The sequence below is a fragment of the Lacimonas salitolerans genome, from assembly GCF_042677865.1.
Classification (GTDB): domain Bacteria; phylum Pseudomonadota; class Alphaproteobacteria; order Rhodobacterales; family Rhodobacteraceae; genus Lutimaribacter; species Lutimaribacter salitolerans.
This window is the reverse complement of record NZ_JBHUDD010000036.1, coordinates 1-21,754: the sequence shown is the minus strand read 5'-3', so window position 1 is coordinate 21,754 and position 21,754 is coordinate 1. Positions and strand designations below refer to the sequence as shown.

At 64.9% G+C, this 21,754-nt stretch carries 19 protein-coding genes and 1 pseudogene; 15 read left to right on the top strand and 5 right to left on the bottom strand.

The features are described from left to right. Nucleotides 1-52 precede the first annotated feature (52 nt). The 5 genes from ACFTOW_RS04405 to ACFTOW_RS04385 all read left to right on the top strand — a co-directional run bounded on the left by ACFTOW_RS04405 (nucleotide 53) and on the right by ACFTOW_RS04385 (nucleotide 5,595). Complete coding sequence (locus tag ACFTOW_RS04405) at nucleotides 53-1,627, top strand: ABC transporter substrate-binding protein (protein ID WP_379913471.1); 1,575 nt, start codon at nucleotides 53-55, stop codon at nucleotides 1,625-1,627. 87 nt (nucleotides 1,628-1,714) lie between these two features. Then, entirely contained in the window at nucleotides 1,715-2,698 is a 984-nt protein-coding gene (locus ACFTOW_RS04400) for an ABC transporter permease (RefSeq protein WP_379913469.1), read from the top strand. A 1-nt stretch (nucleotide 2,699) separates the two neighbouring features. Continuing rightward, on the top strand, nucleotides 2,700-3,641 hold the full coding sequence (locus tag ACFTOW_RS04395; RefSeq protein ID WP_379913466.1) for an ABC transporter permease: 942 nt from the start codon (nucleotides 2,700-2,702) through the stop codon (nucleotides 3,639-3,641). Next, nucleotides 3,638-4,633: an ABC transporter ATP-binding protein gene (locus ACFTOW_RS04390; RefSeq protein WP_379913464.1), complete on the top strand. Its 996-nt coding sequence runs from the start codon at nucleotides 3,638-3,640 to the stop codon at nucleotides 4,631-4,633. The genes ACFTOW_RS04395 and ACFTOW_RS04390 overlap by 4 nt, the downstream gene beginning before the upstream one ends. After that, nucleotides 4,630-5,595, top strand: coding sequence for an ABC transporter ATP-binding protein (locus ACFTOW_RS04385; RefSeq protein ID WP_379913462.1), 966 nt, complete (start codon nucleotides 4,630-4,632; stop codon nucleotides 5,593-5,595). Before ACFTOW_RS04390 ends, ACFTOW_RS04385 begins: the two co-directional genes overlap by 4 nt. A gap of 120 nt (nucleotides 5,596-5,715) precedes the next feature. On the opposite strand, the gene ACFTOW_RS04380 is transcribed toward ACFTOW_RS04385, so the two are convergent. From ACFTOW_RS04380 to ACFTOW_RS04370, 3 genes are all read right to left on the bottom strand, one after another. After that, nucleotides 5,716-6,963 (bottom strand): aminotransferase class V-fold PLP-dependent enzyme, encoded by a 1,248-nt coding sequence (locus ACFTOW_RS04380; RefSeq protein WP_379913460.1) that lies wholly within the window; start codon nucleotides 6,961-6,963, stop codon nucleotides 5,716-5,718. A 137-nt stretch (nucleotides 6,964-7,100) separates the two neighbouring features. Further along, the gene (locus ACFTOW_RS04375; protein WP_379913458.1) at nucleotides 7,101-7,862 is read right to left on the bottom strand and encodes an RlmE family RNA methyltransferase; all 762 of its coding nucleotides are present in this window, start codon (nucleotides 7,860-7,862) and stop codon (nucleotides 7,101-7,103) included. Nucleotides 7,863-7,879: 17 nt separating this feature from the next. Then, nucleotides 7,880-8,992 carry a Ppx/GppA phosphatase family protein gene (locus tag ACFTOW_RS04370; RefSeq protein WP_379913456.1) on the bottom strand — a complete coding sequence of 371 codons (1,113 nt, stop codon included), beginning with the start codon at nucleotides 8,990-8,992 and terminating at the stop codon, nucleotides 7,880-7,882. Between the two features lie 244 nt (nucleotides 8,993-9,236). On the opposite strand from ACFTOW_RS04370, the gene ACFTOW_RS04365 reads away from it, so the two are divergent. From ACFTOW_RS04365 to ACFTOW_RS04350, 4 genes are all read left to right on the top strand, one after another. Next, nucleotides 9,237-9,533: a virulence factor gene (locus ACFTOW_RS04365; RefSeq protein ID WP_379913454.1), complete on the top strand. Its 297-nt coding sequence runs from the start codon at nucleotides 9,237-9,239 to the stop codon at nucleotides 9,531-9,533. A 26-nt stretch (nucleotides 9,534-9,559) separates the two neighbouring features. Continuing rightward, nucleotides 9,560-10,486, top strand: a complete 927-nt coding sequence (locus tag ACFTOW_RS04360) for a methylenetetrahydrofolate reductase (RefSeq protein ID WP_379913548.1) — start codon at nucleotides 9,560-9,562, stop codon at nucleotides 10,484-10,486. Between the two features lie 9 nt (nucleotides 10,487-10,495). Then, on the top strand, nucleotides 10,496-11,566 hold the full coding sequence (locus ACFTOW_RS04355; protein WP_379913452.1) for a methyltetrahydrofolate cobalamin methyltransferase: 1,071 nt from the start codon (nucleotides 10,496-10,498) through the stop codon (nucleotides 11,564-11,566). A gap of 81 nt (nucleotides 11,567-11,647) precedes the next feature. Beyond that, nucleotides 11,648-12,532 (top strand): glucokinase, encoded by an 885-nt coding sequence (locus ACFTOW_RS04350; RefSeq protein WP_379913450.1) that lies wholly within the window; start codon nucleotides 11,648-11,650, stop codon nucleotides 12,530-12,532. On the opposite strand, the gene ACFTOW_RS04345 is transcribed toward ACFTOW_RS04350, so the two are convergent. Beyond that, nucleotides 12,529-13,137: a LuxR C-terminal-related transcriptional regulator gene (locus ACFTOW_RS04345; RefSeq protein ID WP_379913448.1), complete on the bottom strand. Its 609-nt coding sequence runs from the start codon at nucleotides 13,135-13,137 to the stop codon at nucleotides 12,529-12,531. The genes ACFTOW_RS04350 and ACFTOW_RS04345 overlap by 4 nt on opposite strands. A gap of 143 nt (nucleotides 13,138-13,280) precedes the next feature. Between ACFTOW_RS04345 and ACFTOW_RS04340 the strand changes: the two genes are divergently transcribed. From ACFTOW_RS04340 to ugpC, 6 genes and pseudogenes are all read left to right on the top strand, one after another. Then, a complete protein-coding gene (locus ACFTOW_RS04340) occupies nucleotides 13,281-13,805 on the top strand; it encodes a putative pterin-binding protein (protein ID WP_379913446.1) in 525 nt (174 codons plus the stop codon). A 27-nt stretch (nucleotides 13,806-13,832) separates the two neighbouring features. Beyond that, nucleotides 13,833-16,352 (top strand): ATP-binding protein, encoded by a 2,520-nt coding sequence (locus tag ACFTOW_RS04335; protein ID WP_379913444.1) that lies wholly within the window; start codon nucleotides 13,833-13,835, stop codon nucleotides 16,350-16,352. A gap of 310 nt (nucleotides 16,353-16,662) precedes the next feature. Continuing rightward, nucleotides 16,663-17,961: pseudogene (ugpB, locus tag ACFTOW_RS04330) on the top strand (sn-glycerol-3-phosphate ABC transporter substrate-binding protein UgpB); the annotation flags it as partial. 52 nt (nucleotides 17,962-18,013) lie between these two features. Further along, complete coding sequence (ugpA, locus tag ACFTOW_RS04325) at nucleotides 18,014-18,901, top strand: sn-glycerol-3-phosphate ABC transporter permease UgpA (RefSeq protein WP_379913442.1); 888 nt, start codon at nucleotides 18,014-18,016, stop codon at nucleotides 18,899-18,901. A gap of 12 nt (nucleotides 18,902-18,913) precedes the next feature. Beyond that, the gene (ugpE, locus tag ACFTOW_RS04320) at nucleotides 18,914-19,762 is read left to right on the top strand and encodes a sn-glycerol-3-phosphate ABC transporter permease UgpE (RefSeq protein WP_379913440.1); all 849 of its coding nucleotides are present in this window, start codon (nucleotides 18,914-18,916) and stop codon (nucleotides 19,760-19,762) included. 2 nt (nucleotides 19,763-19,764) lie between these two features. Next, nucleotides 19,765-20,835, top strand: coding sequence for a sn-glycerol-3-phosphate ABC transporter ATP-binding protein UgpC (ugpC, locus tag ACFTOW_RS04315; RefSeq protein ID WP_379913438.1), 1,071 nt, complete (start codon nucleotides 19,765-19,767; stop codon nucleotides 20,833-20,835). A gap of 24 nt (nucleotides 20,836-20,859) precedes the next feature. On the opposite strand, the gene ACFTOW_RS04310 is transcribed toward ugpC, so the two are convergent. Beyond that, nucleotides 20,860-21,672: an AbrB family transcriptional regulator gene (locus tag ACFTOW_RS04310; protein ID WP_379913436.1), complete on the bottom strand. Its 813-nt coding sequence runs from the start codon at nucleotides 21,670-21,672 to the stop codon at nucleotides 20,860-20,862. Nucleotides 21,673-21,754: the final 82 nt, after the last annotated feature.

The following is a 21,754-nucleotide window of genomic DNA, read 5'->3' as shown; positions in this document are numbered from 1 at the left end:
TCTCGCGCCATCGCGTCGCACGAGTATATTGACGCAAAACGGGGAGCAAATCATGAAAAAGACTGCACTTTTGACAGCCGCACTGCTGGCCGGCACCGCGATCGGCGCATCGGCTGAAACTCTTCGCTGGGCGCGCGCGGGCGATTCGCTGACGCTGGATCCCCATGCCCAGAACGAAGGTCCGACCCACACGCTGGCCCACCAGATATATGAGCCGCTGATCATCCGCGACATGACCGGCGCGTTTCAGGCGGCATTGGCCACCGACTGGGCCCCGAAAGAGGATGATCCCAATGTCTGGGTGTTCAACCTGCGCCAGGGTGTGACATTCCACGATGGTGCGGACTTTACCGCCGAGGACGTGGTGTTCTCGATCAACCGTGCCAAGTCCGACGATTCCGACATGAAGGAACTGCTCACCTCGATCACCGAGGTGCGCGCGGTGGATGATCACACGGTCGAATTTGTCACTGACGGACCCAACCCGATCTTGCCCTCGAACCTGACCAACCTGTTCATGATGGACAAGGACTGGGCCGAGGCCAACAACGCGGTCAAGGTGCAGGACGTGGAAGGCGGCGAGCAGACCTTCGCCACCACCAACACCAACGGCACCGGCCCCTACGTGCTGGTCAGCCGCGAGCCTGACGTGCGCACTGTTCTGACCCTGAACGAAGACTACTGGGGCATGGACGAGTTTCCGTTGGACGTGACCGAGATCACCTATACCCCGATCCAGAACGCCGCCACCCGCGTGGCTGCCTTGCTGTCGGGCGAGGTCGATTTCATCCAGGACGTGCCTGTGCAGGATCTGACCCGCGTGGGCAACACCGACGGGCTGGTGGTCAAGACCGCGCCGCAGAACCGCACGATCTTTTTCGGCATGAACGTCGGGGCCGACGATCTTGAGAACGACAATGTCGAAGGCGCCAACCCGCTGGCCGATGTGCGCGTGCGTCAGGCGATGAACATGGCGATCAACCGCGAAGCCATCCAGCAGGTCGTGATGCGTGGCCAGTCTGCCCCCGCAGGCATGATCGCGCCGCCCTTCGTCAACGGCTGGACAGAAGAGATGGATGCGATCAGCACCGACATCGAAGGCGCCAAGGCCCTGATGGAAGAGGCCGGATACGAGGACGGCTTCTCGATCCAGCTGGATTGCCCGAACGACCGCTACGTCAACGACGAGTCGATCTGTCAGGCCGCGGTCGGCATGATGGCGCAGATCGGTGTCACGGTGAACCTGGACGCCAAGCCCAAGGCGCAGCACTTTCCGCTGATCACCAACGACGAGACCGATTTCTTCATGCTGGGCTGGGGCGTTCCCACCTACGATTCCGCCTATGTGTTCAACTTCCTTGTGCACACGCGCGGGTCCGAGCGTGGCAGCTGGAATGCGACCGGCTACTCGAACGAAGAAATCGACGCGATGATCCAGTCGCTGGAATCCGAGACCGATCTGGACAAGCGCAACGCCACGATCCAGACGATCTGGGACGAGGTGCAGGAGCAGACGCTGTATCTGCCGATCCACCATCAGGTTCTGAACTGGGGCATGGCCGAAAAGGTCGGCACCGAGGTCAGCCCCGAGGATGATCCCAAGATCAAGTTCTTCTCGATGAACTGATCCGCACCGGGCGGGTGCATCAACCCGCCCTTGTCTGGCCGCGCCCGTATCCCCGGGCGCGGCTTTCCGCTTTGAACGGAGCGCAAGATGCTCGCCTATATCATCCGTCGCGTGTTGCAGTCGGTGCTGGTGCTGCTGGTCGTGGGGCTTGTGGCCTTTGCCATGTTCCGCTTTGTCGGCGACCCGGTGGACGCCATGCTGGGGCAGGAGCGCACCCAGGCCGATATCGAACGCCTGCGCGATCAGCTTGGGCTGGATCAGCCCTTTGTCGTGCAATACTGGCGCTTTCTGGAGCAGGCCGCACAGGGCAATTTCGGGCTGAGCTATCGCCAGGGTCGCCCGGTATCGGACATTCTGATGGAGCGTCTGCCCGCCACGCTGGAACTGGCCTTCGTGTCCGGGTTGATGGCCTTGGCCGGGGGCATCGGGCTGGGCATCTTTACCGCGATCCGAAGGCGGGGCATCCCCGCCAACGTGGTCATGACGGTGTCATTGATCGGTGTTTCGCTGCCGACCTTTCTGATCGGCATCCTGCTGATCTATGTGTTTTCGGTCGAACTGGGCTGGCTGCCCAGTTTCGGGCGGGGCGAGGTGACGCGCGTGGGCGGCTGGACCACCGGGTTTCTGACCGAAAGCGGGATAAAGGCGCTGATCCTGCCCGCAATCACGCTGGGCCTGTATCAGATGACCCTGATCATGCGGCTTGTGCGCACCGAGATGCTCGAGGTGCTGCGCATGGACTACATCCGCTTTGCCCGCGCACGCGGCATCCGCGAACGCTCGGTCAACTTCCGCCACGCCCTGAAGAACACGCTGGTGCCGGTGGTCACGGTGATGGGTCTGCAAGTGGGCAGCATCATCGCCTTTGCCATCATCACCGAGACGGTGTTCCAGTGGCCGGGCGTCGGCCTGCTGTTCATCAACGCGATCCAGTTCGTCGATATCCCGGTGATGGCCGCGTATCTGATGATGATCTCGGTGATGTTCGTGGGCATCAACCTGATCGTCGACATGCTGTATTTCGCGATCGACCCGCGCCTGCGCGTCGACCGCACTGCCGGGGGACACTGAGATGGCCGATATTTCCGATGAGATCCGGCCCTCGCGCCTGCGTCGGGGCTGGGACAGCGATCTGGCGTGGTCGTTCCGCCGCAATCCGGTGGCGATGGTGTCGACGGCGGTGGTGCTTATCCTGATGCTGGGCGCGCTGTTCGCGCCGCTGATCGCGCCGCATGACCCGTTCAACCCCGGCTCGCTGAACCTGATGAACGGGTTCACGCCGCCGGGCACGGCCAATGCCTTTACCGGCGAAGTGTTCCTGATGGGCACGGATGATCAGGGGCGCGACGTGTTCTCGACAATCCTTTACGGCATGCGGATCTCGCTGTTCGTGGGCTTTGCCGCTGTCGGGCTGGCGCTGGTGCTGGGCGTGACGCTGGGTCTGCTGGCGGGCTATCTGGGCGGCTGGACCGAGACGATCATCATGCGCACCGCCGATGTGCAGCTGACCTTTCCCGCGATCCTTGTGGCGATGCTGATCTTTGGCGTCGCAAAAGGCATCACCCCGCCGGAATACCGCGATCAGGTGGCGATCTGGGTGCTGATCCTGGCCATTGGGCTGTCGGATTGGGTGCAGTTCGCCCGCGTTGTCCGTGGTGCCACGCTGGTGGAAAAGTCGCGCGAATACGTGCAGGCCGCGCGGCTGATCGGGCGGTCGCCGTTCTCGATCATGCTGCGCCACATCTTGCCCAACGTGCTGAACCCGGTGCTGGTGATCGCCACGATCTCGCTGGCGCTGGCCATCATCGCCGAAGCCACGCTGAGCTTTCTGGGCGTCGGCGCGCCCCCCACCAAACCCAGCCTTGGCACCCTGATCCGCATCGGGCAGGAGTTCATGTTCTCGGGCGAGTGGTGGATCCTGCTGTTCCCCGCCGTCACCCTGCTGGCGTTGGCCCTGTCGATCAACCTGCTGGGCGACTGGCTGCGTGACGCCCTGAATCCGAGGCTGAGATGACCGATACTCCCGTTCTATCCGTGCGCAACATGGTCGTGGAAATCCCCACGCGCCAGGGCTTGCTGCGCCCTGTGGACAACGTCAGCTATGACATCCAGGCTGGTGAAATCCTTGGAGTTGTCGGCGAATCCGGTGCCGGCAAGTCGATGACCGGCAATGCGGTCGTTGGCCTGCTGGACCCGCCCGCACGCGTCACATCGGGCGAGATCCTTCTGTCGGGCCAGCCCATCCATGCGCTCAAGGGCGATGCGTTGCGCCGTTTGCGGGGCAAGAAGATGGGCATGATCTTTCAGGATCCTCTGACCTCGCTCAACCCGCTGCTGACCATAGGCGAGCAACTGTCCGAGACGATTGCCGAGCATCTGGACGTGTCGCAATCCGAGGCGACCGAACGCGCGATTGCCGCGCTGGAAGAGGTGGGGATACCCGCCGCGCGCAGCAGGATCGGCAGCTATCCCCATGAATTTTCAGGCGGAATGCGGCAGCGCGTGGTGATCGCGCTGGCGCTGTGTGCCGAACCCGATCTGGTGATCGCGGACGAGCCGACGACCGCGCTGGACGTGTCGGTGCAGGCGCAGATCATATCCTTGCTGAAACGGCTGTGCCGCGAACGCGGCGTGGCGGTGATGCTGGTGACCCATGACATGGGCGTGATCGCCGAGGCGGCGGACCGCGTGGCGGTGATGTATGCCGGGCGTCTGGCCGAACTGGGCCCGGTGCGCGAGGTGCTGACCGCCGCGCGGCATCCGTATACCGCCGGACTGATGGCCTCGACCCCGCTGGCCAGCCAGGGGCGGTCGCGGCTGAAACAGATCCCCGGGTCGATGCCGCGGCTGGGCAACCTGCCCACGGGCTGTGCCTTTCACCCGCGCTGTGACTATGCGCAGGGGCCATGCCGCGCTGATCCCGGGCCCACGCTGGACACCTGCGACGGTCGCGCAGCCTGCTGGTATCCGCTTGGCGCAACACAGAAAAAAGAGGCCGAGGCATGAGCGCATTGATCAAGGTCGCGCACCTGACACGGGTGTTCGACGTGTCCAAACCCTGGCTGAACCGGGTGATCGAACGATCGCCCAAGGCGCTGCTGACCGCCGTGTCGGATGTCAGCTTCGAGATCCCCGAGAAAAGCGTCTATGCGCTGGTCGGGGAAAGCGGCTCGGGCAAGTCCACGATTGGCAAGATCATGGTTGGTCTGGTGCCGCCCAGCAGTGGCAGCGTCGAGGTACAAGGCGTTGATCTGGCAACGGAAAAGGACGCCGCCAAGGTCGAGGCCGTGCGCGCCGAGATCCAGATGATCTTTCAGGACCCCTATGCCTCGCTGAACCCGCGCTGGCGGGTGCGGGATATCATCGCCGAACCCGTGGCGGTGAAGGGTGGCGATACAACTGGCTTGGCGGAAAAACTGTTGGAGCAGGTGGGGTTATCGGGCAAGGATGCCGGGAAATACCCGCATGAATTCTCGGGCGGGCAGCGGCAGCGGATATGTATTGCCCGCGCGCTGGCGTCCGAGCCCAAGATCATCGTCTGCGACGAACCGACCTCGGCGCTGGATGTGTCGGTGCAGGCGCAGGTTCTGAACCTGATGACGGACCTGCGCGAAGAATTCGGCCTGACTTATCTATTCATCAGCCATGACCTGACAGTCGTGCAGCATATGGCTGATATCATTGGGGTTTTGTATCTTGGCCGGCTGGTCGAGGAAGCCCCCCGCGACGTGCTGTTTTCTGACCCCAAGCATCCCTATACCAAGATGCTGTTCGCCGCCGCGCCGCGTATGGACGGGTTTGGCCGCGAGGTTGAGCCGCCCAAGGGCGAGATCCCGGATGCGATCAACCCGCCAAGCGGGTGCGCCTATCATCCGCGCTGTCCGATCGCCGTGGCGCGGTGCAGCACCGAGCGGCCCGAGATGCGCAGGATCGGCCAGACGCGCGTAGCCTGTCATCTGGCCGAATAGGGCGGTTTTGGCGATGTGATTGCCATGCACCGGCTATGCACACGCCATGCCTATCCGGGTGCGTGTGATTTCAGGCGGCAAGGCCGGGGGGATACCCGGCCTTTGGCGTTCTTGGTGGCTTCAGTCGCGGGTAATCTCGGCCATGGCATCCAGCATCCGGGTGACCTCGTCCATGCTGTTGTAATGGGCCAGCGACACGCGCACGCAATCGGGGCGGCCCAGCGGGTCAAGTATGTTGCCCGAGTAGTGATCGGCCTTGCGGATGTGCACGCGCACGCCGCGATCCTCCAGCCCGGACACGATATCGGCCGAGGGCATGTCGTCGATCCAGAATCCTACCAGACCTTCGCGGGCCGGATTGTCGGGACCGCCAAGGATGTGCAGCCCGGGCAGGCTAGCCAGACCGGCGTGGTTGCCGGTGCCGTGGATCATCGCATCGCAGAGCGCGGTTTCGTGGTCGTGGATGGCCTTTGCCGCTGCGGTCAGCCGCGCGCGCGGGGCCTCGGCGTCGCTGACCTGCGTGCCCAGCCAGTCAAGATACTGCACCACATCTGACAGGGTGGCATAGGCGCCGGTGTCGCGGGTGCCAAGCTCCCAGTTTTCCGCCGGGCCGCCGATCAGCGCCTCGTGGGGCAGGGCGCCCAGCCGGTCCGAGATCCAGGCCACGCCATAGCCGTGGCGCGAGAACATCTTGTAGGGCGAGACCGCGTAGCCGTCGATGCCCGCCGCCGACAGGTCGATCCCGCCGTGCGCGGCATGCTGGATGCCATCGACGATGATCAGGCAGTCGGGCGCAACGGCGCGGATCTCGGCGGCGATGGCGTCGATGTCCACGCCCATGCCGGTGACCGGGCTGGTGTGGATGATCGTGGCGACGGCCAGATCGGGGCGCAGATGCGGGCGGTAGTGATCGGCGGTGACGGTGCCGGTGGCGTCGTCATGGGGCACGGCGATATAGTCGCGCCCGGCGCGTTCGGCCCACAGCCGCGCCGCGCTGCGCGAGGCGGGGTGTTCCAGCGTGGTGCCGATGACCGGGCCGGGGCCGGTGCCCATACAGGCGGTGCGGATCATCCGATACAGCATCTCGGTGCCGCTTTCGCCCAGCACGACCTGCCCGCCGGGGGCGTTCAGCAGCAGCGCGGTATCGGCACGGGCCTTGGCGATCACCTGCATCAGATGGGCGCTGGCGGCGTTGTTGCGGCCCTGATTGTCGGGGATGGCGGCGAAATTCGCCGTGGTATCGACCACCGATTTCAGGGTCAGCGCGCCGCCTGCGTTTTCAAAGAACAAGCGCGGGCCGGTGATGGGGCAGGCATCGACATGGGCGAAACGGTCACGGATGGAAGTCAGCAGATCGGGGGTGAACATGGACGGGCCTTTCGGGTGTTGTGCGATGCAGCGCGACGACTTTGGCGCGGTGATGGGGAATGTGCAATCCCCGGGGGCCACACCGGACGTGCCGGGCGCGTTGCTGTGCCCGCGCCTTGGTGTTGTGGCTGTGCGGGTCAGCCGCGAAAGCCGGTTGCGACCACGAATTTCTCGGAACTGTCAGCGCGGCTGGCGGGGGGTTTGACGTTCACGACCTTGGTGAACTTCTGTTTCAGCAGCTTTTGCAGATCGCCCTCGGCCCCGCCGGCCAGAACCTTGGCGACGAATGTGCCGCCCGGTTCCAGCACGTCGAAGGCGAAATAGGCCGCCGCCTCGCACAGCGAGATGATGCGCAGGTGGTCGGTCTGCTTGTGCCCCGAGCTTGAGGCGGCCATGTCCGACATCACCACGTCGGCCTTGCCGCCCAGCCATTCCTTGACCTGCGCGTCGGCCCCGTCATCCATGAAATCAAGCTGATAGATCTCGGCGCCGGGGATGCCTTCGATCTCTTGCAGGTCGATGCCCAGGATGCGGCCCTGCGCCTTGCCGGATTTTTCCCCCAGCGCGTTGATGCGCGGGATCGCGACCTGAATCCAGCCGCCGGGCGCGCAGCCCAGATCGACCACGCGGGCGCCGGGCACCAGAAAGCGGTAACGGTCGTCCAGCTCCATGATCTTGAAGGCGGCGCGGCCGCGATAGCCTTCCTTGCGGGCGCGGGCGACGTAGGGGTCGTTGAGCTGGCGTTGCAGCCAGCGGGTCGAGGACAGCTTGCGCCCGCGTGCGGTTTTCACCTGCACCTTGAGGTCACGCTGCCCGCGCCCGGATGTGTTCTTGCCCGTGGGGGTCTTGCCTGCTGGGGTCTTGCCCGTGGGGCCCTTGCCGGTCGGTGTCTTAGCCATTGGTTCCATTCCGCCTTTCAGAAAGGCCCGTCTTCGAGAACGCCATCAGCGCTCATCTGTGCGTAAAGCAGCCCCTCGCGCAGGCCACGGTCGGCCACTGACAGCCGGTCGGTGGGCCAGCAGCGCAAGAGCGCCTGAAGGATCGCGGCCCCTGACATGATCAGCGCGTGCCGGTCCTGTCCGATGCGCGGGTCGGTGCGCCGGCCCTCGGGGCCAAGCGAGAGGTAGTCGCGGATCACCAGGTCGATCTGGTCGGAGGTCATGCGCAGCCCGTCCACCTTGGTCCGGTCATAGCGTTTGAGGCCCAGATGGCTGGCGGCCACGGTGGTGACCGTGCCTGATGTGCCGACGATCTGAAAGCCCTCGCGCTTTTGCTCGTCCTTGTAGGGGGCGAATTCGGCGAGGTTTTCCTCGAAGAACCAGCTCATCAGGGCAAAGCGCGCGGCGTCGTCCTCGACATCGTTGAACTGGTCGCGAAGGGTGGCGACGCCCAGCGGCACGCTGATCCAGTCGACCACCTTGGCGGCGGGAAACGGGCTGTCGGTGGGGTGGAACCCCGCGTGCAGCCGCATGATCGCGCGCGGGCGTTCGCGATAGGGCACGGACGACAGGTCGATCCACACCAGTTCGGTCGAGCCGCCGCCGATGTCCACCACCAGCAACTGTTCGGTGCGGGTGCTGACCAGTGGCGCGCAGGAGATGACGGCCAGCCGCGCCTCTTCCTCGGGCTGGATGATTTCCAGTTTCAGGCCGGTTTCGCGCTGCACCTCGCGGATGAATTCGCCCGCGTTCTTGGCGCGGCGGCAGGCCTCGGTGGCGACAAGGCGCATGTGGCGGACCTTGTGGCGTTTCAGCTTTTGCTGACAGATGCGCAGCGCCTGCACCGTGCGCCGCATCGACGCCCGGCCCAGTCGGCCCGTCTGTTCCAGACCGGCGCCCAGTTGCACCGACTTGGAAAAGCTGTCCACGACATGAAACTGACTGCCCTTGGGTTGGGCAATCAGCATGCGACAGCTATTGGTGCCCAGATCCAGCGCGGCATAAAGCTCGGCCGGGTCGGGCATTTGCGGCGCGGGGGTTGCCACCGGTTTCGGGAACGCGCCCGCACCTTTGGGACGCTTGGGCGTCATTACTCACGCCCTCCATTTCGAGTTATCCCCAAACTAGTCGCTTGGCCCCCCCGGCGCAAGCGCGTGGTTTGCGCGGCTCATAAAGATGTTGGCGATAATGATGGGGCGGGGCTGTGGCCTGTGCGGGCGGATGCGGCTAAACCCAAATGGTCGCAGGCGGGGCCGGGAATGTCGAAAAACGCACCTATGCGGGCCCCGCGCTGCCCTACAACCGGAACCACGGATTATGAGGGGACTCAACGTCATGCCTGAAGTCACGATCGTCTACTGGCGGGATATCCCGGCGCAGGTCATCGTCGGCAAGGGCCGTCGCGGGTCGAAGCGGCAGCTTGCCGAACGGTTCGAACAGGCCATCGACCGCGCCGCGATGAAATCGGGCGCGGCAGAGACCGATGATTACCTGGCCGAATGGCGCAAGGCTGCCCCCTATACCGTCGAAGGCGACCCGATGGAGGTCGCCCAGGCCGAGGCCGCAAGGCTGGAGGCGGAATACGATCAGGACCGGATCAAGGCGCTGATCGCCAATGATGGATGGGCTTGACCCCGATGGGGCTGTTGGAGACTGCGATGGCGCTGCTGAATTTCAAGAGACGTGACGACGCCGTGAAGCCTGCCAACAGGCAGGTCGAGGCGTTCCTGCAAGGCTATTCGATCGAGGTGATGCCGCGCACCGCCGAAAAGGTCGAGGATTTCCGCGATCTGCTGCCCCAGGGCACGCGCGTCTACATCGCCCATATCGACGGCACCCCGATCGAGGACATGGTGGCGACCGCGCGGCGTCTGGCGCGCGATGGGTTCAACGTGATGCCGCATTTCCCGGCGCGCATCATCAAGGACCGCGCGACGCTGGCCAACTGGATCGCCATGTATCGCGGCGAGGCCGATGTGCGGCAGGCGCTGCTGCTGGCGGGCGGCGTGGCGCAGCCGGTGGGCGCGTTCCACAGTTCGATGCAGCTGCTGGACACCGGGCTGTTCGGCGATTTCGAGCGGCTGCACGTGGCGGGCCACCCCGAGGGCAACCGCGATATCGACACGGATGGCGGTGACGCGCTGGTGATGGAGGCGCTGCGCTGGAAACAGGGGTTTTCCGAACGCACGGATGCGCAAATGGCTCTGGCCACGCAGTTTGCCTTCGAGGCCGGGCCGATTATCGCCTGGGCCGATGCGATCAGGGCGGCGGGGATTGACCTGCCGGTGCATATCGGCATCGCCGGGCCGGCCAAGTTGCAGACGCTGATCAAGTTCGCGATTGCCTGCGGGGTTGGACCTTCGCTCAAAGTGTTGCAAAAGCGGGCGATGGATGTCTCGAAACTGCTGCTGCCGTATGAGCCGACCGACGTGATCGCCGCGCTGGCCGCGCACAAGGCGGCCAACCCGGATTTCAACATCGAAGCCGTGCATTTCTTTCCGCTGGGCGGGATCAAGACCAACGCCCAATGGGCCATCGACAATGGCGGTACGGCAGGCGTGCCCGCCAATCAAACCACAGGATAACCACAGAAAATGACCCGCACCATCGTCGAGTCCAAGACCAAGACCGCCATCATCGGCTTTGACCAGCCGTTCTGCGTGATCGGTGAACGCATCAACCCCACCGGCCGCAAGAAGCTGGCCGCCGAGCTGGAGCAGGACGATTTTTCCACGGTCGAGGCGGATGCGATCGCGCAGGTGGCCGCCGGGGCGACGGTGCTGGACATCAACTCGGGCGCGGTGTTTTCCAACAGGATGGCCGAGGACCCGCGTTACGCCGACAACAACTTTGTCGAGCCGCCGCTGATGCGCGAGCTGATCGCGCGGGTGCAGGCGATTGTCGATGTGCCGCTGTGCATCGACAGCTCGGTGCCCGGCGCGTTGCAGGCGGGGCTTGAGATGTGCGAAGGGCGGCCCCTGCTGAACTCGGTGACCGGCGAGGAAGAGCGGCTGGAGCAGGTGCTGCCGCTGGTCAAGAAATACAACGTGCCGGTGGTGGCGATTTCCAACGACGATACCGGGATTTCCGAAGACCCCGATGTGCGCTTTGCCGTGGCCAAGAAGATCGTGGAACGTGCGGCGGATTTCGGGATTCCGGCGCATGATATCGTGGTCGATCCGCTGGTGATGCCGATCGGTGCCATGGGCACCGCCGGATTGCAGGTGTTCACGCTGGTGCGCCGCCTGCGCGAGGAGCTGGGGGTGAACACCACCTGCGGCGCGTCCAACATCAGTTTCGGTCTGCCCAACCGGCACGGGATCAACAATGCCTTTCTGCCGATGGCGATGACGGCTGGGATGACCAGTGCGATCATGAACCCGGTGGCCCTGCCGGTGACGCAGGCGGCGATTGCCGCCAAGCGCGCCGAGGTCGAGGCGGCGGGCATCGCGCTGCCCGAGGGGATGGATGACGAGACATTCGTGACCCTGTTCGGTCTGGGCAGCATGAAGCCGCGCCCGGGCAAGGAGATGGAGGCGATCCGCGCCGCCAATTTCCTGACCAACAACGACCCTTCGGGGGGCGAGTGGATCAGGTTCAACAAGGCGCCGGGCGATGCCGGTGGCCGGGGTGGCCGTGGTGGTGGCCGCCGTCGCCGGGGGTGATCCGGTGCTGACCTGCGCTTGCGGCCCGGGCTGTGCCTTGGGCCGTCTTGCTTTGGTGCGCGTTGGTAATGCGGGTCTGGCATGGATCTGATCGGCGATATCGGCGGCACTGCGTCGCGGCTGGCGCTGGCCGACAAGGGCGTGATCGTGCCCGGCACCCTGTGGCTGGCCCCGGAAGGTGGCGATGATTTCGGCGCGGTTCTGCGCGCGTTTTTGGCAACGGTGCCGGGGGTGCATGTGCGCGCGGTATCCATCGCCGGGGCCGGGGCGCTGCGTGGCGAGGTGCTGCCGCTGACCAACCGGGGGCTGGTGCTGGACCCGGGCCAGATCCGTGGCGTCCTGGGTGATGTGCCGGTGCGGCTGTTCAATGACATGGTGGGGCAGGGGCATGGGCTGGCCCATGTGCCGCAGGATGGCCTGCGCCCCTTGGCCGGGCCGGTGCAGGCAGCGGGCGTACGGCTGGTGGTCAATATCGGCACCGGGCTGAACGCCTGTGCGGTGCATGATCTGCCCGGTGGCACTTTCGTGCCGGTGGCCGAGGCGGGCAACGTGACCCTGCCGCAGGTCAGCGACGGGTTGCGCGCGCTGGCACAGGCGAAGGGTGGCGAGGTGGTGGCCGAGGACGTGATCTCGGGGCGTGCGCTGCCGTGGCTGGCGCGCGTGCTGTGCGATGTGCAGGCGACCGGGGCCGAGGCGCTGGACCGTGCCGAGGTGCGCGAAGTGCTGGCGCAGGCGCTGGCGGGTTATCTGCGCGACATGGTTCTGACGCATATGGCGACGGGGGGCGTGTACCTGACCGGAGGTGTGTCGAGTGCGCTGGCCGAGCGGCTGGACTGGCGCGCGCTGCATGGCGATATGGTGGGCCAGCGCGCCTATACCGACCTGCTGGCGGGTGTGCCGGTCACGCTGGTCACTGATCCGCTGATAACGCTGCGCGGCGCGGCGGCGCTGGCGGCGCGGCTTTAGGAAAGATCGAGGTCGCGCGCCAGCATGGCGGCGTGGGTGCGGTTGCGCGCCTGCAGCTTGCGGCAGATGGTCTTGACATGCAGCTTGATCGTGACTTCCTGAATCTCGAGGTCGCGGGCGATTTCCTTGTTCGACTTGCCCGCCATCACGCCGCGCAGCACGTCCATCTCGCGCGGGGTGATGTGCACCGGGGCAGGTCGGGGCTGCTCGCTGTCCAGAAATTCCTGCGGGCGATAGATTTCGCCGGCGATCATCTGGCGCACCGCCGCGATCATCTCCTCGGGGTCGATGGATTTCGGCACGAAGCCCCGCGCGCCTGCTGTCAGCGCGCGGCGGGCGATGTCGGGCGGGGCGGTGCCGGACAGGATCGCCACCGGATTCGGGGCGTTGGCCTTGATCGCCTGCGTCAGCCCCGAGGGCATGCTCATCCCCGGCATGGTGTAGTCGAGCAGGACCAGATCGAAGGGTCCATCGCGCGCGATGATGCCGAGTGCCTCGGGCAATGTCGCCGCCTCGATGATGCGGTTGCCCGTGATCTCGACCAGGTAAGAGGCGAGGGCCGCGCGCACGAGGCCGTGGTCATCTGCTATCAGCACTCTTGCCATGACCCGGTCCGGCTTCCTCTACGTTAACCCTATTCCTCTGCATAGGTATCTGAATCCGTCAAACTTGTCTCTTGATAAGTTGAGTAGAAAAAACGCGCATGGGAGGCGCGAACATACGAATGCGGATGGCAGGCATCCTTGTGATGACGGTGATTTTGGCGGCGGCGGTGATCTGGGTGAGTCTGCCCGATGCGTCGAAACGGGAGGTACCACCGGACGTGGCCTGTGACCTGCCAGAACCGAAGGGGCCTGTGTTGCTGGAAATATCGGTACGGGGCGGTCAGGACGGGCAGGGCCACCACATCGCGATGGATCGCGCCGCGCTGGACGCCCTGCCGCAGGAAGGGTTCCGCACCCGGACACTGTGGACCGACGGCGAGCAGGTGTTCCGGGGCGTGCGGCTGAAGACGATGATGCGCTGTCTGGGAATAGAGGATGGCACCCTGACCCTGCACGCCAGGAACGCCTATGTGATCGAGATCGCGGCGCGCGACGTGCGCAGCGACGGGGCGCTGATCGCGACACAGCGCAACGGTGCGGCGATGTCGGTGCGCGACAAGGGGCCGCTTTGGCTGGTGTACCCGTATGACGGCAACCCGGCCTTTCGCACCGAATCGATCTATGCGCAAAGCATTTGGCAACTGGACCGGATCGAGATCGCGCCGTAACCTGACGGCAGGGAATTGGGGGCCGAGATGGCGAATTTGCGTGCACGGCTGTGGCGGTGGCGCCTTGATTGGCTGCCGGTCTCGGCCCTTGTGCTGGGCATCGGCCTGTCGCTGCTGCTGTCGGTGAACCTGACCATGCGCGTCGTGCCCGAGCTGCGCGCCCTGGCCACCAGCGGCGATGACAACATCACGTGGATCGTCTCCCAGACCGAGGTCGAGATCCTTGAGCTTCAGCGCGTGGTGCTGAGTGCGCGGGCCGGGCAATCGACCCCGGATGACATCCGCTTTGCCTTTGACGTGCTGTACAGCCGGCTGGAAATCCTGCGCGACGCGCCCTTGTATCGCGCGCAGGTGCGGGCGGCCGAATCGACTGCGGTCGTGGAGGCGTTGGGAACGCGCATGGATGGACTGCTGCCGGTGATCGACGGCAGCGACGCCGAACTGATGGCGGCGACCGACCGGATGATGGACCTGTTGCCGGATCTGCGCGCCGACGTGCACGCCATTGCCTCGCGCGTCACGCACGGGGTGGCGATGCAGCAAGAGGCGCTGCGCAACGATGTGTTCATGGCGCTGCGCAACCTTGCCGTGGTGGCGGTGCTGCTGATGGGGTTCATGGCGGGGCTGACGCTGATCGTGTGGCGGCAGTTTCGCATGTCGCGCGCGCAGGCGAACGAGTTGCGGCAGACCACAACCCGGCTGTCCACCATCGTCACAACCTCGCAGGATGCCATCGTGGTGACCGATGGTGCCAACCGTATCACCGAGTTCAACGCCGCTGCGGAAGGGCTGTTCGGTCTGTCGCGCAGCGCGGCTCTGGGCCAGCCGATCGAGGATCTGGCGGATGTGTCGACGCTGGACGCGGCCGAGCGGCGCAGCCGCGTGAAGGGCCGGTGCAGCGACAGCCGCATCGTGCCGCTGGAGGCATCGCTGGGCGAGGAGCAGACGCTGCTGGGGGTCGTGCGGGTGTATGTGTTCCGCGATATCTCGCACCGGCTGGCGAACGAGCGCGATCTGAAGGACAGCCGCGACCGGGCGCTGGCGGGCGAGCGGGCCAAGGCGCGGTTCATGGCGGTCATGAGCCACGAGATGCGCACGCCGCTGAATGGCATCCTTGGGGTGATCGACCTGCTGCGCGCCGAGGCTGACGGGGCGGGGCGGGGCCGGATGTCCGACTATCTGGATATACTGGAAGGGTCGGGCGAAACCCTGCTGGGCCATGTGAACGAGGTGCTGGATTTCACCGAGATAGAATCGTCCGACGTCGTGCTGCGCCAGGAGGCGGTGGATCTGGAGGCGCTGAGCCGGGGCGTCATACGCGGGTTTGCCCCGGCGGCAAAGGCGCGGGGGGTGCAGTTGCATCACATGGTGCATCTGCCTGCGGGGGCGCGCGTTCAGGGCGATCCTGTGCGGCTGCGCCAGATCCTGACCAACCTGCTGGACAACGCGCTGAAACACACGCCCGACGGCAGCGTGACGCTGGAGATATCGGCCGGGGGCATGGGCGTGGTCCCGGTGGTGGAAATCCAGGTCACCGATACCGGCATCGGAATCGCCCCCGAAGGGCAGGACCGGATCTTTGACGATTTCGTGCGGCTGGAGCCGGCTGACGGCATGGTGCGCGAGGGCACGGGGCTGGGCCTTGGGATCACCCGGCGGCTGGTCGAGGCCATGGGCGGCGAGATCGGCGTCGAAAGCGAACCCGGGTCGGGCAGCGTGTTCTGGGTGCGCCTGCCGTTGCCCGTGTTGCGCGGGGCGCAAGGCGAGGCGTTTCAAGGGCCTGACAAGGGGCCGGATGGCGCGGCGGACCGTGCGGCCCGGGTGCTGGTGGTCGAGGACAACCCGGTGAACCGCTTTATCCTGCGCGAGATGCTGGAAAAGGATGGCCATATCGTGGACGAGGCCGCAGATGGTGCGCAGGGCGTGGCGGCGGCCCAGGCCGCTGCCTATGACCTGATCCTGATGGATATCTCGATGCCGGTGATGGACGGGGCCGAAGCGGCCCGCGCGATCCGGCAGACCGGTGCCCCCAATGCAACCACGCGAATCGTGGCGCTGACCGCGCATATCCATGCCGCCGATGATCCCGACACGGCGGCGGCGGGGTTTGACCAGGTGGTGACCAAGCCGGTGACCTGGGCGGGGCTGCGCGCCTTGTTGCGCGGCCAGTCCGTTGATGGGCCCATGCGCCCGGTAGAGGACGGGCAGGGGCTGCCGGTGCTTGATCCGGCGGGGATGGACGGCTTGGCGCGCACGCTGGACGGACCGGCCCGCGCGGCCTTTGTCGCGGGCTTTCGCAAGGAGGCCGAGGCGTTGGTGGGGATATTGCAGAAGGGCACCGCGCCCCCGGAGCTGTTGCGTCGCCATGCCCATGCGCTTGCAGGGGCTGCGGCGATTGCGGGCGCGAAACGGTTGCACGCACGTCTGTCCGACCTTGAAGCCGCGCTGATGCAAGGCGATGCGGCCCCGCCGCCGACCGGCGATCTGCCCTCGCTGATGCATGCTACCTGCGCCGCGCTGGAGGTCGCGCAGGCCGGTCGGACGTGATTGCCGGAGTGTGGCCGGGTTGCGGGCGCGGTGCTTGCGCGCCAGCGGGGTTTGTGGTGGCTGTCTGTTTTTACCTTGAAATTCCAATGGATTGATCTGCCACGCCCAAGATGCGCATCGCGCGGGTCTGCCCCCTGCTGAAATTCTGACCTTTTGGTTGATTTTCCCTTGGGTCATGTCGCGCAGGCGGGCTGTTGTAACATATGTGTCACAAAAGACGGATAGACGGCGGTCTGAGGGGTAGCCGTGAGGGCTGCCCATCGTTTCCTGACCGAACCAAGCGCCGGGCTTCCGGCCGGAGGAGAAACACATGAAGATTCGCCAGATTGCGGCGGCAAGTGCCGTCAGCGTCCTTGCGCTGAGCGCGCATGCCAATGCCCAGACCCAGATCGACTGGTGGCACGCCATGGGCGGTGAGCTGGGCCAGATCCTTGAAGGGATCGTCGCCGATTTCAACGCTTCGCAGTCCGATTACGAAGTTCTGCCGTCCTATCGTGGCAGCTATACCGAAACGATGACCGGCGCGATCGCCGCGTTCCGCGCGGGCGAGCAGCCCAACATCGTGCAGGTGTTCGAGGTCGGCACCGGCACCATGATGGCCGCCGAAGGCGCCATCGTGCCCGTCTACCAGCTGATGGAACAGACCGGCGCGGATTTCGATCCCGATGCCTTCCTGCCCGCCGTTGTCGGCTATTACGCCGATCCCGAGGGCAACATGCTGTCGATGCCCTTCAACTCGTCGACGCCGATCATGTACTACAACAAGGCCGTCTTTGAAGAAGCCGGTCTGGACCCCGAAGTCGCCCCCGAAACCTGGGCCGATGTCGAGGCGTTCTCGCGTCAGATCATGGAATCGGGCGCGGCTGAATGTGGCTTCACCACCGGCTGGGTCAGCTGGGCGCAGCTGGAAAACTTCTCGGCCTGGCACAACCAGCCGATCGGCACGCTGCAGAACGGCTTTGGCGGGCTGGAGACCGAGCTGACCGTGAATGGCGCGGTTCAGGTGCGTCACTGGGACAACCTGGCAAGCTGGCAGCAGGACGGCGTGTTCCGCTATGGCGGCCCGGGTGGTGGTGCAGATGCCCCGCCGGCGTTCTACGCGCAGGAATGTGCGATGTACATGAACTCGTCCGCGTCGCGTGCGGGTGTGCTGGCAAACACCGATTTCGAAGTCGGCTTTGGCATGCTGCCCTACTATGACGATGTCGAGGGTGCACCGCAGAACTCGATCATCGGCGGCGCGACCCTGTGGGTTCTGTCGGGTGCCTCGGACGAGGAGCTGGAAGGTGTTGCCGCGTTCTTCAACTACCTGTCCTCGGCCGAGGTTCAGGCCGCATGGCACCAGCAGACCGGCTATCTGCCGATCACACAGGCAGCCTATGACCTGGGCAAGGAGCAGGGCTATTACGAGGCCACTCCCGGTGCCGAGGTGTCGATCCAGCAGATGACGCTGAACGAGCCGACCGAGAACTCGCGCGGGCTGCGCTTTGGCAACTACGTCCAGATCCGCACCGTGATCGACGAAGAGTTCCAGCGCCTTCTGGCCGGTGATGTGGACGCACAGGGCGCACTTGACGCCGTGGTCGAGCGTGGCAACGCGCTGATCCGCGACTTCNGCGCCGCGCATGTCGCGGCGCGGGCTTTTTCATCGCGGGGGACCGATGCAGACGAAACGCACGATATTCGGCGGCAAGGGCCTGCCTTACCTGCTGCTTGCGCCGCAGCTGATCATCACGGGCATCTTCTTTCTCTGGCCTGCGGCACAGGCGGTGCGGCAGTCCTTCCTGCGCGAAGATGCCTTTGGCATGTCCTCGACCTTTGTCGGGATGCGCAACTACACCCGGCTGTTCGACAATCCCGAATACGTCAACGCGATGAAGGTGACGGTCGTCTTTTCGATCTCGACCGTGATACTGGCGCTTGTGACCTCGCTTGTCCTTGCGCTGGCGGTCGACCGGATGATCCGCAGCAGTCGCGGATATACCACGCTGCTGGTCTGGCCCTATGCGGTGGCCCCCGCCGTGGCCGGTATCCTGTGGTGGTTCATCTTCAACCCCACCATCGGCATCATGCCCTATATCCTTGAAAACCTGTTCGGCTATGACTGGAACCATTCGCTGTCGCGCAATGACGCGATGGTGCTTGTGGTGATCGCCGCCGCGTGGAAGCAGATCAGCTACAATTTCCTGTTCTTTGTCGCGGGGCTGCAATCCATTCCCAACAGCCTGCGCGAGGCCGCGGCCATCGACGGTGCCGGACCGTTCAAGCGGTTCTGGAGCATCACGCTGCCTCTGCTGTCGCCCACGACCTTCTTCCTGCTGGTCGTCAACATCGTCTACACCCTGTTCGAGACATTTGCCGTGATCGACGCCACCACCGAGGGCGGACCGGCGCAGGCCACCAACATCCTTGTCTACAAGGTGTACAAGGACGGGTTTGTCGGGCTGAATTTCGGGTCTTCGGCGGCGCAGTCGGTGATCCTGATGGTGCTTGTCATCGCCCTGACTGTCATCCAGTTCCGCTTTGTGGAACGTCGTGTGAACTACTGAGGAGGCAGGATCATGGTCGAAAATCAACGCTGGCTAGACTATCTGGCCCATGCCGTCCTGATCCTGGGCGTGCTGATCGTGGCCTTTCCGGTTTACGTGGCGATCATCGCCTCGACGCACGAGCCATCGGCCTTTGTCAGCGGCACCATCCCGCTGTTGCCCGGCGCGAACATCGCCGGAAGCTACACGGGGGTGTTTCAGGGCGGCGTGTCCTCGCAGATGTCGGTGCCCATCGGGGTGATGCTGACGAACTCGATGATCATGGCGCTGGCGATTGCCTTCGGCAAGATCGCGATCTCGATCCTGTCGGCCTTTGCCATCGTGTATTTCAAGTTTCCGTTCCGGGTGCTGGCCTTCTGGATGATCTTCATCACGCTGATGCTGCCGGTCGAGGTGCGCATCGTGCCCACGTTCGAGGTGATCTCGAACCTGAACCTGCTGAACTCGTACACCGGTCTGACCGTGCCGCTGATGGCCTCGGCCACCGCGACCTTTCTGTTCCGTCAGGTGTTCCTGACCATCCCCGACGAGTTGACGGAGGCCGCCCGGATCGACGGGGCAGGGCCGATGAAGTTCTTCAAGGACATCCTGCTGCCGATGTCGCAGACCAATATCGCGGCGCTGTTCGTGATCCTTTTCATCTATGGCTGGAACCAGTATCTCTGGCCGATCCTTGTCACCACCGATGACAGCTATCAGACCATCGTCGCAGGCATCAAGCGCATGGCCGACGTCGTCGACAGCGAACCGAACTGGAACTACATCATGTCGGTCACGGTACTGGCGATGCTGCCGCCGGTTCTGGTCGTCATCTTCATGCAACGGCTCTTTGTGAAGGGCCTTGTGGACAGCGAGAAATAATCATGGCCGAGTTGAAACTGAAGAATGTGGGCAAAACCTATGCGGGCGGCGTCAGTGCCGTGGCGGGGGCGTCGGTGGACATCGCGGATGGCGAGTTCATCGTGCTGGTCGGCCCGTCGGGCTGTGGCAAATCCACGATCCTGCGGATGATCGCGGGGCTGGAAACCATTTCCGAGGGCGAGGTCGAGATCGCGGGCCGCGTGGTGAACAAGCTGGAGCCGGCCGAGCGCGACATCGCCATGGTGTTCCAGAACTACGCGCTCTATCCGCATATGTCGGTGCGCAAGAACATGGAATACGGGCTGAAGAACCAGGGCACGCCCCGGGCGGAAATCGACCGTCGCATCGCGTCGGCGGCGGCCACGCTGCAGATCGGGCAGTATCTTGACCGCAAGCCAAGGGCCTTGTCTGGCGGTCAGCGCCAGCGCGTCGCCATGGGCCGCGCGATCGTGCGCGAACCTGCGGTGTTCCTGTTCGACGAGCCGCTGTCGAATCTGGATGCCAAGCTGCGCACGCAGCTGCGCGCCGAGCTGAAGGATCTGCACCGGCGTCTGGGCGCGACATTCGTCTTCGTGACTCATGACCAGGTCGAGGCGATGAGCCTGGCCGACCGGATCGTGATCATGTCCGAAGGCAAGATCGAGCAGATCGGCACGCCGATGGACCTGTATGAAAACCCGGCCAGCCGCTTTGTGGCCGAGTTCATCGGCGCGCCGCCGATGAACGTGTTCGACATCGCCACACCGGCGGGGCAGGCCATGGCTTCGCTGGCGGGTGGCGCACCTGCGAGCGCCGATGCCGTCGGTGTGCGGCCCGAGATGATGCGCATCGGGCGTCAGGGCGTCGAGGCCGAGGTGATGCTGGTGGAGGCGCTGGGGGCCGAAACCCTGATCCACATGCGCATCGGCGCGGATCGTCTGGTGATGCGCGACGGGCACGGCAGCCTTCTGAAGGTCGGGCAGACCCTGACGATCGAGGCCGATGCCGATGCGGTGCAGTTCTTTGACGTCTCGGGCCGCGCCATGGCGCATGGCTCCGTCCGCGCAAGGCCGGTGCCGGTGCAGGCCACCTGAGGCCTGCCCGGTCCGCGCCGGTCGTCAGCGCGGGTGCAGGTTCCAGCGTTTGGCAAGCCGGGCGGTCAGGCCGATGATCGTGCCCGCAAAGGGCAGGATGATGAAGATCCGGATCACGTGAAAGGCGGTGACGATCGCCAGCCCGTCATCCAGAATCTTGGCGGTCAGGGCCATTTCGGTGACGCTGCCGGGGGCGGTGGACAACAGCATGACCTGCCATGACTGGCCGGTGATCCATGCCATCACCAGTGCCATGACGACGCACAGCAGGATCAGCAGGATCGAGGCGAGGATCGCGCCGGGGATGAACCCTCCGGCACGGCGCAGCAGATCGCGGTTGAACACCGCCCCCAGCCAGACGCCCAGAAACACCTGCGCCAGCACCAGCACCGCATAGGGATAGGCGCTGATCGGCAGGCTGAAGGCGGCGGCAAGGGCGGCACCGGCCAGTGATCCAACGAAGAACGGATTGGCCAGCCGCACCGCGCGGGCCACCAGCGCGCCGACGACCCCGCTCAGGCACAGCAGGGCTGCGCCGGGCAGGGTCCATTCCATATCCCGCAGCACCGCGACCGGATCGGTAATGGTGCCATCCAGGGCGACGATGATCGGTGGGATCAGCACGACCAGCAGCATGATGCGCAGCGTTTGCGCAAAGATTACCGGACCGGGCGGCACATCGTGCCTTTCCGCCAGGATCGCGCTTTCGACCGGGCCCATGGGGATCGACGCCAGCGAGGCGGTGATCACATCGACCTTGGCGATCCGCATCAGGAAGGCGGCCACCACAAAGCCCAGCCCGATCGTGGCGATGGCCACGCCGACCATGGGCAGCAACTGCCGCGCGACAAACAGGCTGAGAATCCAGCGTCAATCAGGATGAGAACGCGGGGGTGGGGTCTCGTAGGGAGGGCGTAGC

Excerpts from the sequence above, each read along its gene's own strand:
- ACFTOW_RS04405 (WP_379913471.1), top strand. The coding sequence starts at position 53 with ATGAAAAAGACTGCACTTTTGACAGCCGCACTGCTGGCCGGCACCGCG.
- ACFTOW_RS04400 (WP_379913469.1), top strand. The coding sequence starts at position 1,715 with ATGCTCGCCTATATCATCCGTCGCGTGTTGCAGTCGGTGCTGGTGCTG.
- ACFTOW_RS04395 (WP_379913466.1), top strand. The coding sequence starts at position 2,700 with ATGGCCGATATTTCCGATGAGATCCGGCCCTCGCGCCTGCGTCGGGGC.
- ACFTOW_RS04390 (WP_379913464.1), top strand. The coding sequence starts at position 3,638 with ATGACCGATACTCCCGTTCTATCCGTGCGCAACATGGTCGTGGAAATC.
- ACFTOW_RS04385 (WP_379913462.1), top strand. The coding sequence starts at position 4,630 with ATGAGCGCATTGATCAAGGTCGCGCACCTGACACGGGTGTTCGACGTG.
- ACFTOW_RS04380 (WP_379913460.1), bottom strand. The coding sequence starts at position 6,963 with ATGTTCACCCCCGATCTGCTGACTTCCATCCGTGACCGTTTCGCCCAT.
- ACFTOW_RS04375 (WP_379913458.1), bottom strand. The coding sequence starts at position 7,862 with ATGGCTAAGACACCGACCGGCAAGGGCCCCACGGGCAAGACCCCAGCA.
- ACFTOW_RS04370 (WP_379913456.1), bottom strand. The coding sequence starts at position 8,992 with ATGACGCCCAAGCGTCCCAAAGGTGCGGGCGCGTTCCCGAAACCGGTG.
- ACFTOW_RS04365 (WP_379913454.1), top strand. The coding sequence starts at position 9,237 with ATGCCTGAAGTCACGATCGTCTACTGGCGGGATATCCCGGCGCAGGTC.
- ACFTOW_RS04360 (WP_379913548.1), top strand. The coding sequence starts at position 9,560 with ATGGCGCTGCTGAATTTCAAGAGACGTGACGACGCCGTGAAGCCTGCC.
- ACFTOW_RS04355 (WP_379913452.1), top strand. The coding sequence starts at position 10,496 with ATGACCCGCACCATCGTCGAGTCCAAGACCAAGACCGCCATCATCGGC.
- ACFTOW_RS04350 (WP_379913450.1), top strand. The coding sequence starts at position 11,648 with ATGGATCTGATCGGCGATATCGGCGGCACTGCGTCGCGGCTGGCGCTG.
- ACFTOW_RS04345 (WP_379913448.1), bottom strand. The coding sequence starts at position 13,137 with ATGGCAAGAGTGCTGATAGCAGATGACCACGGCCTCGTGCGCGCGGCC.
- ACFTOW_RS04340 (WP_379913446.1), top strand. The coding sequence starts at position 13,281 with ATGACGGTGATTTTGGCGGCGGCGGTGATCTGGGTGAGTCTGCCCGAT.
- ACFTOW_RS04335 (WP_379913444.1), top strand. The coding sequence starts at position 13,833 with ATGGCGAATTTGCGTGCACGGCTGTGGCGGTGGCGCCTTGATTGGCTG.
- ugpA (WP_379913442.1), top strand. The coding sequence starts at position 18,014 with ATGCAGACGAAACGCACGATATTCGGCGGCAAGGGCCTGCCTTACCTG.
- ugpE (WP_379913440.1), top strand. The coding sequence starts at position 18,914 with ATGGTCGAAAATCAACGCTGGCTAGACTATCTGGCCCATGCCGTCCTG.
- ugpC (WP_379913438.1), top strand. The coding sequence starts at position 19,765 with ATGGCCGAGTTGAAACTGAAGAATGTGGGCAAAACCTATGCGGGCGGC.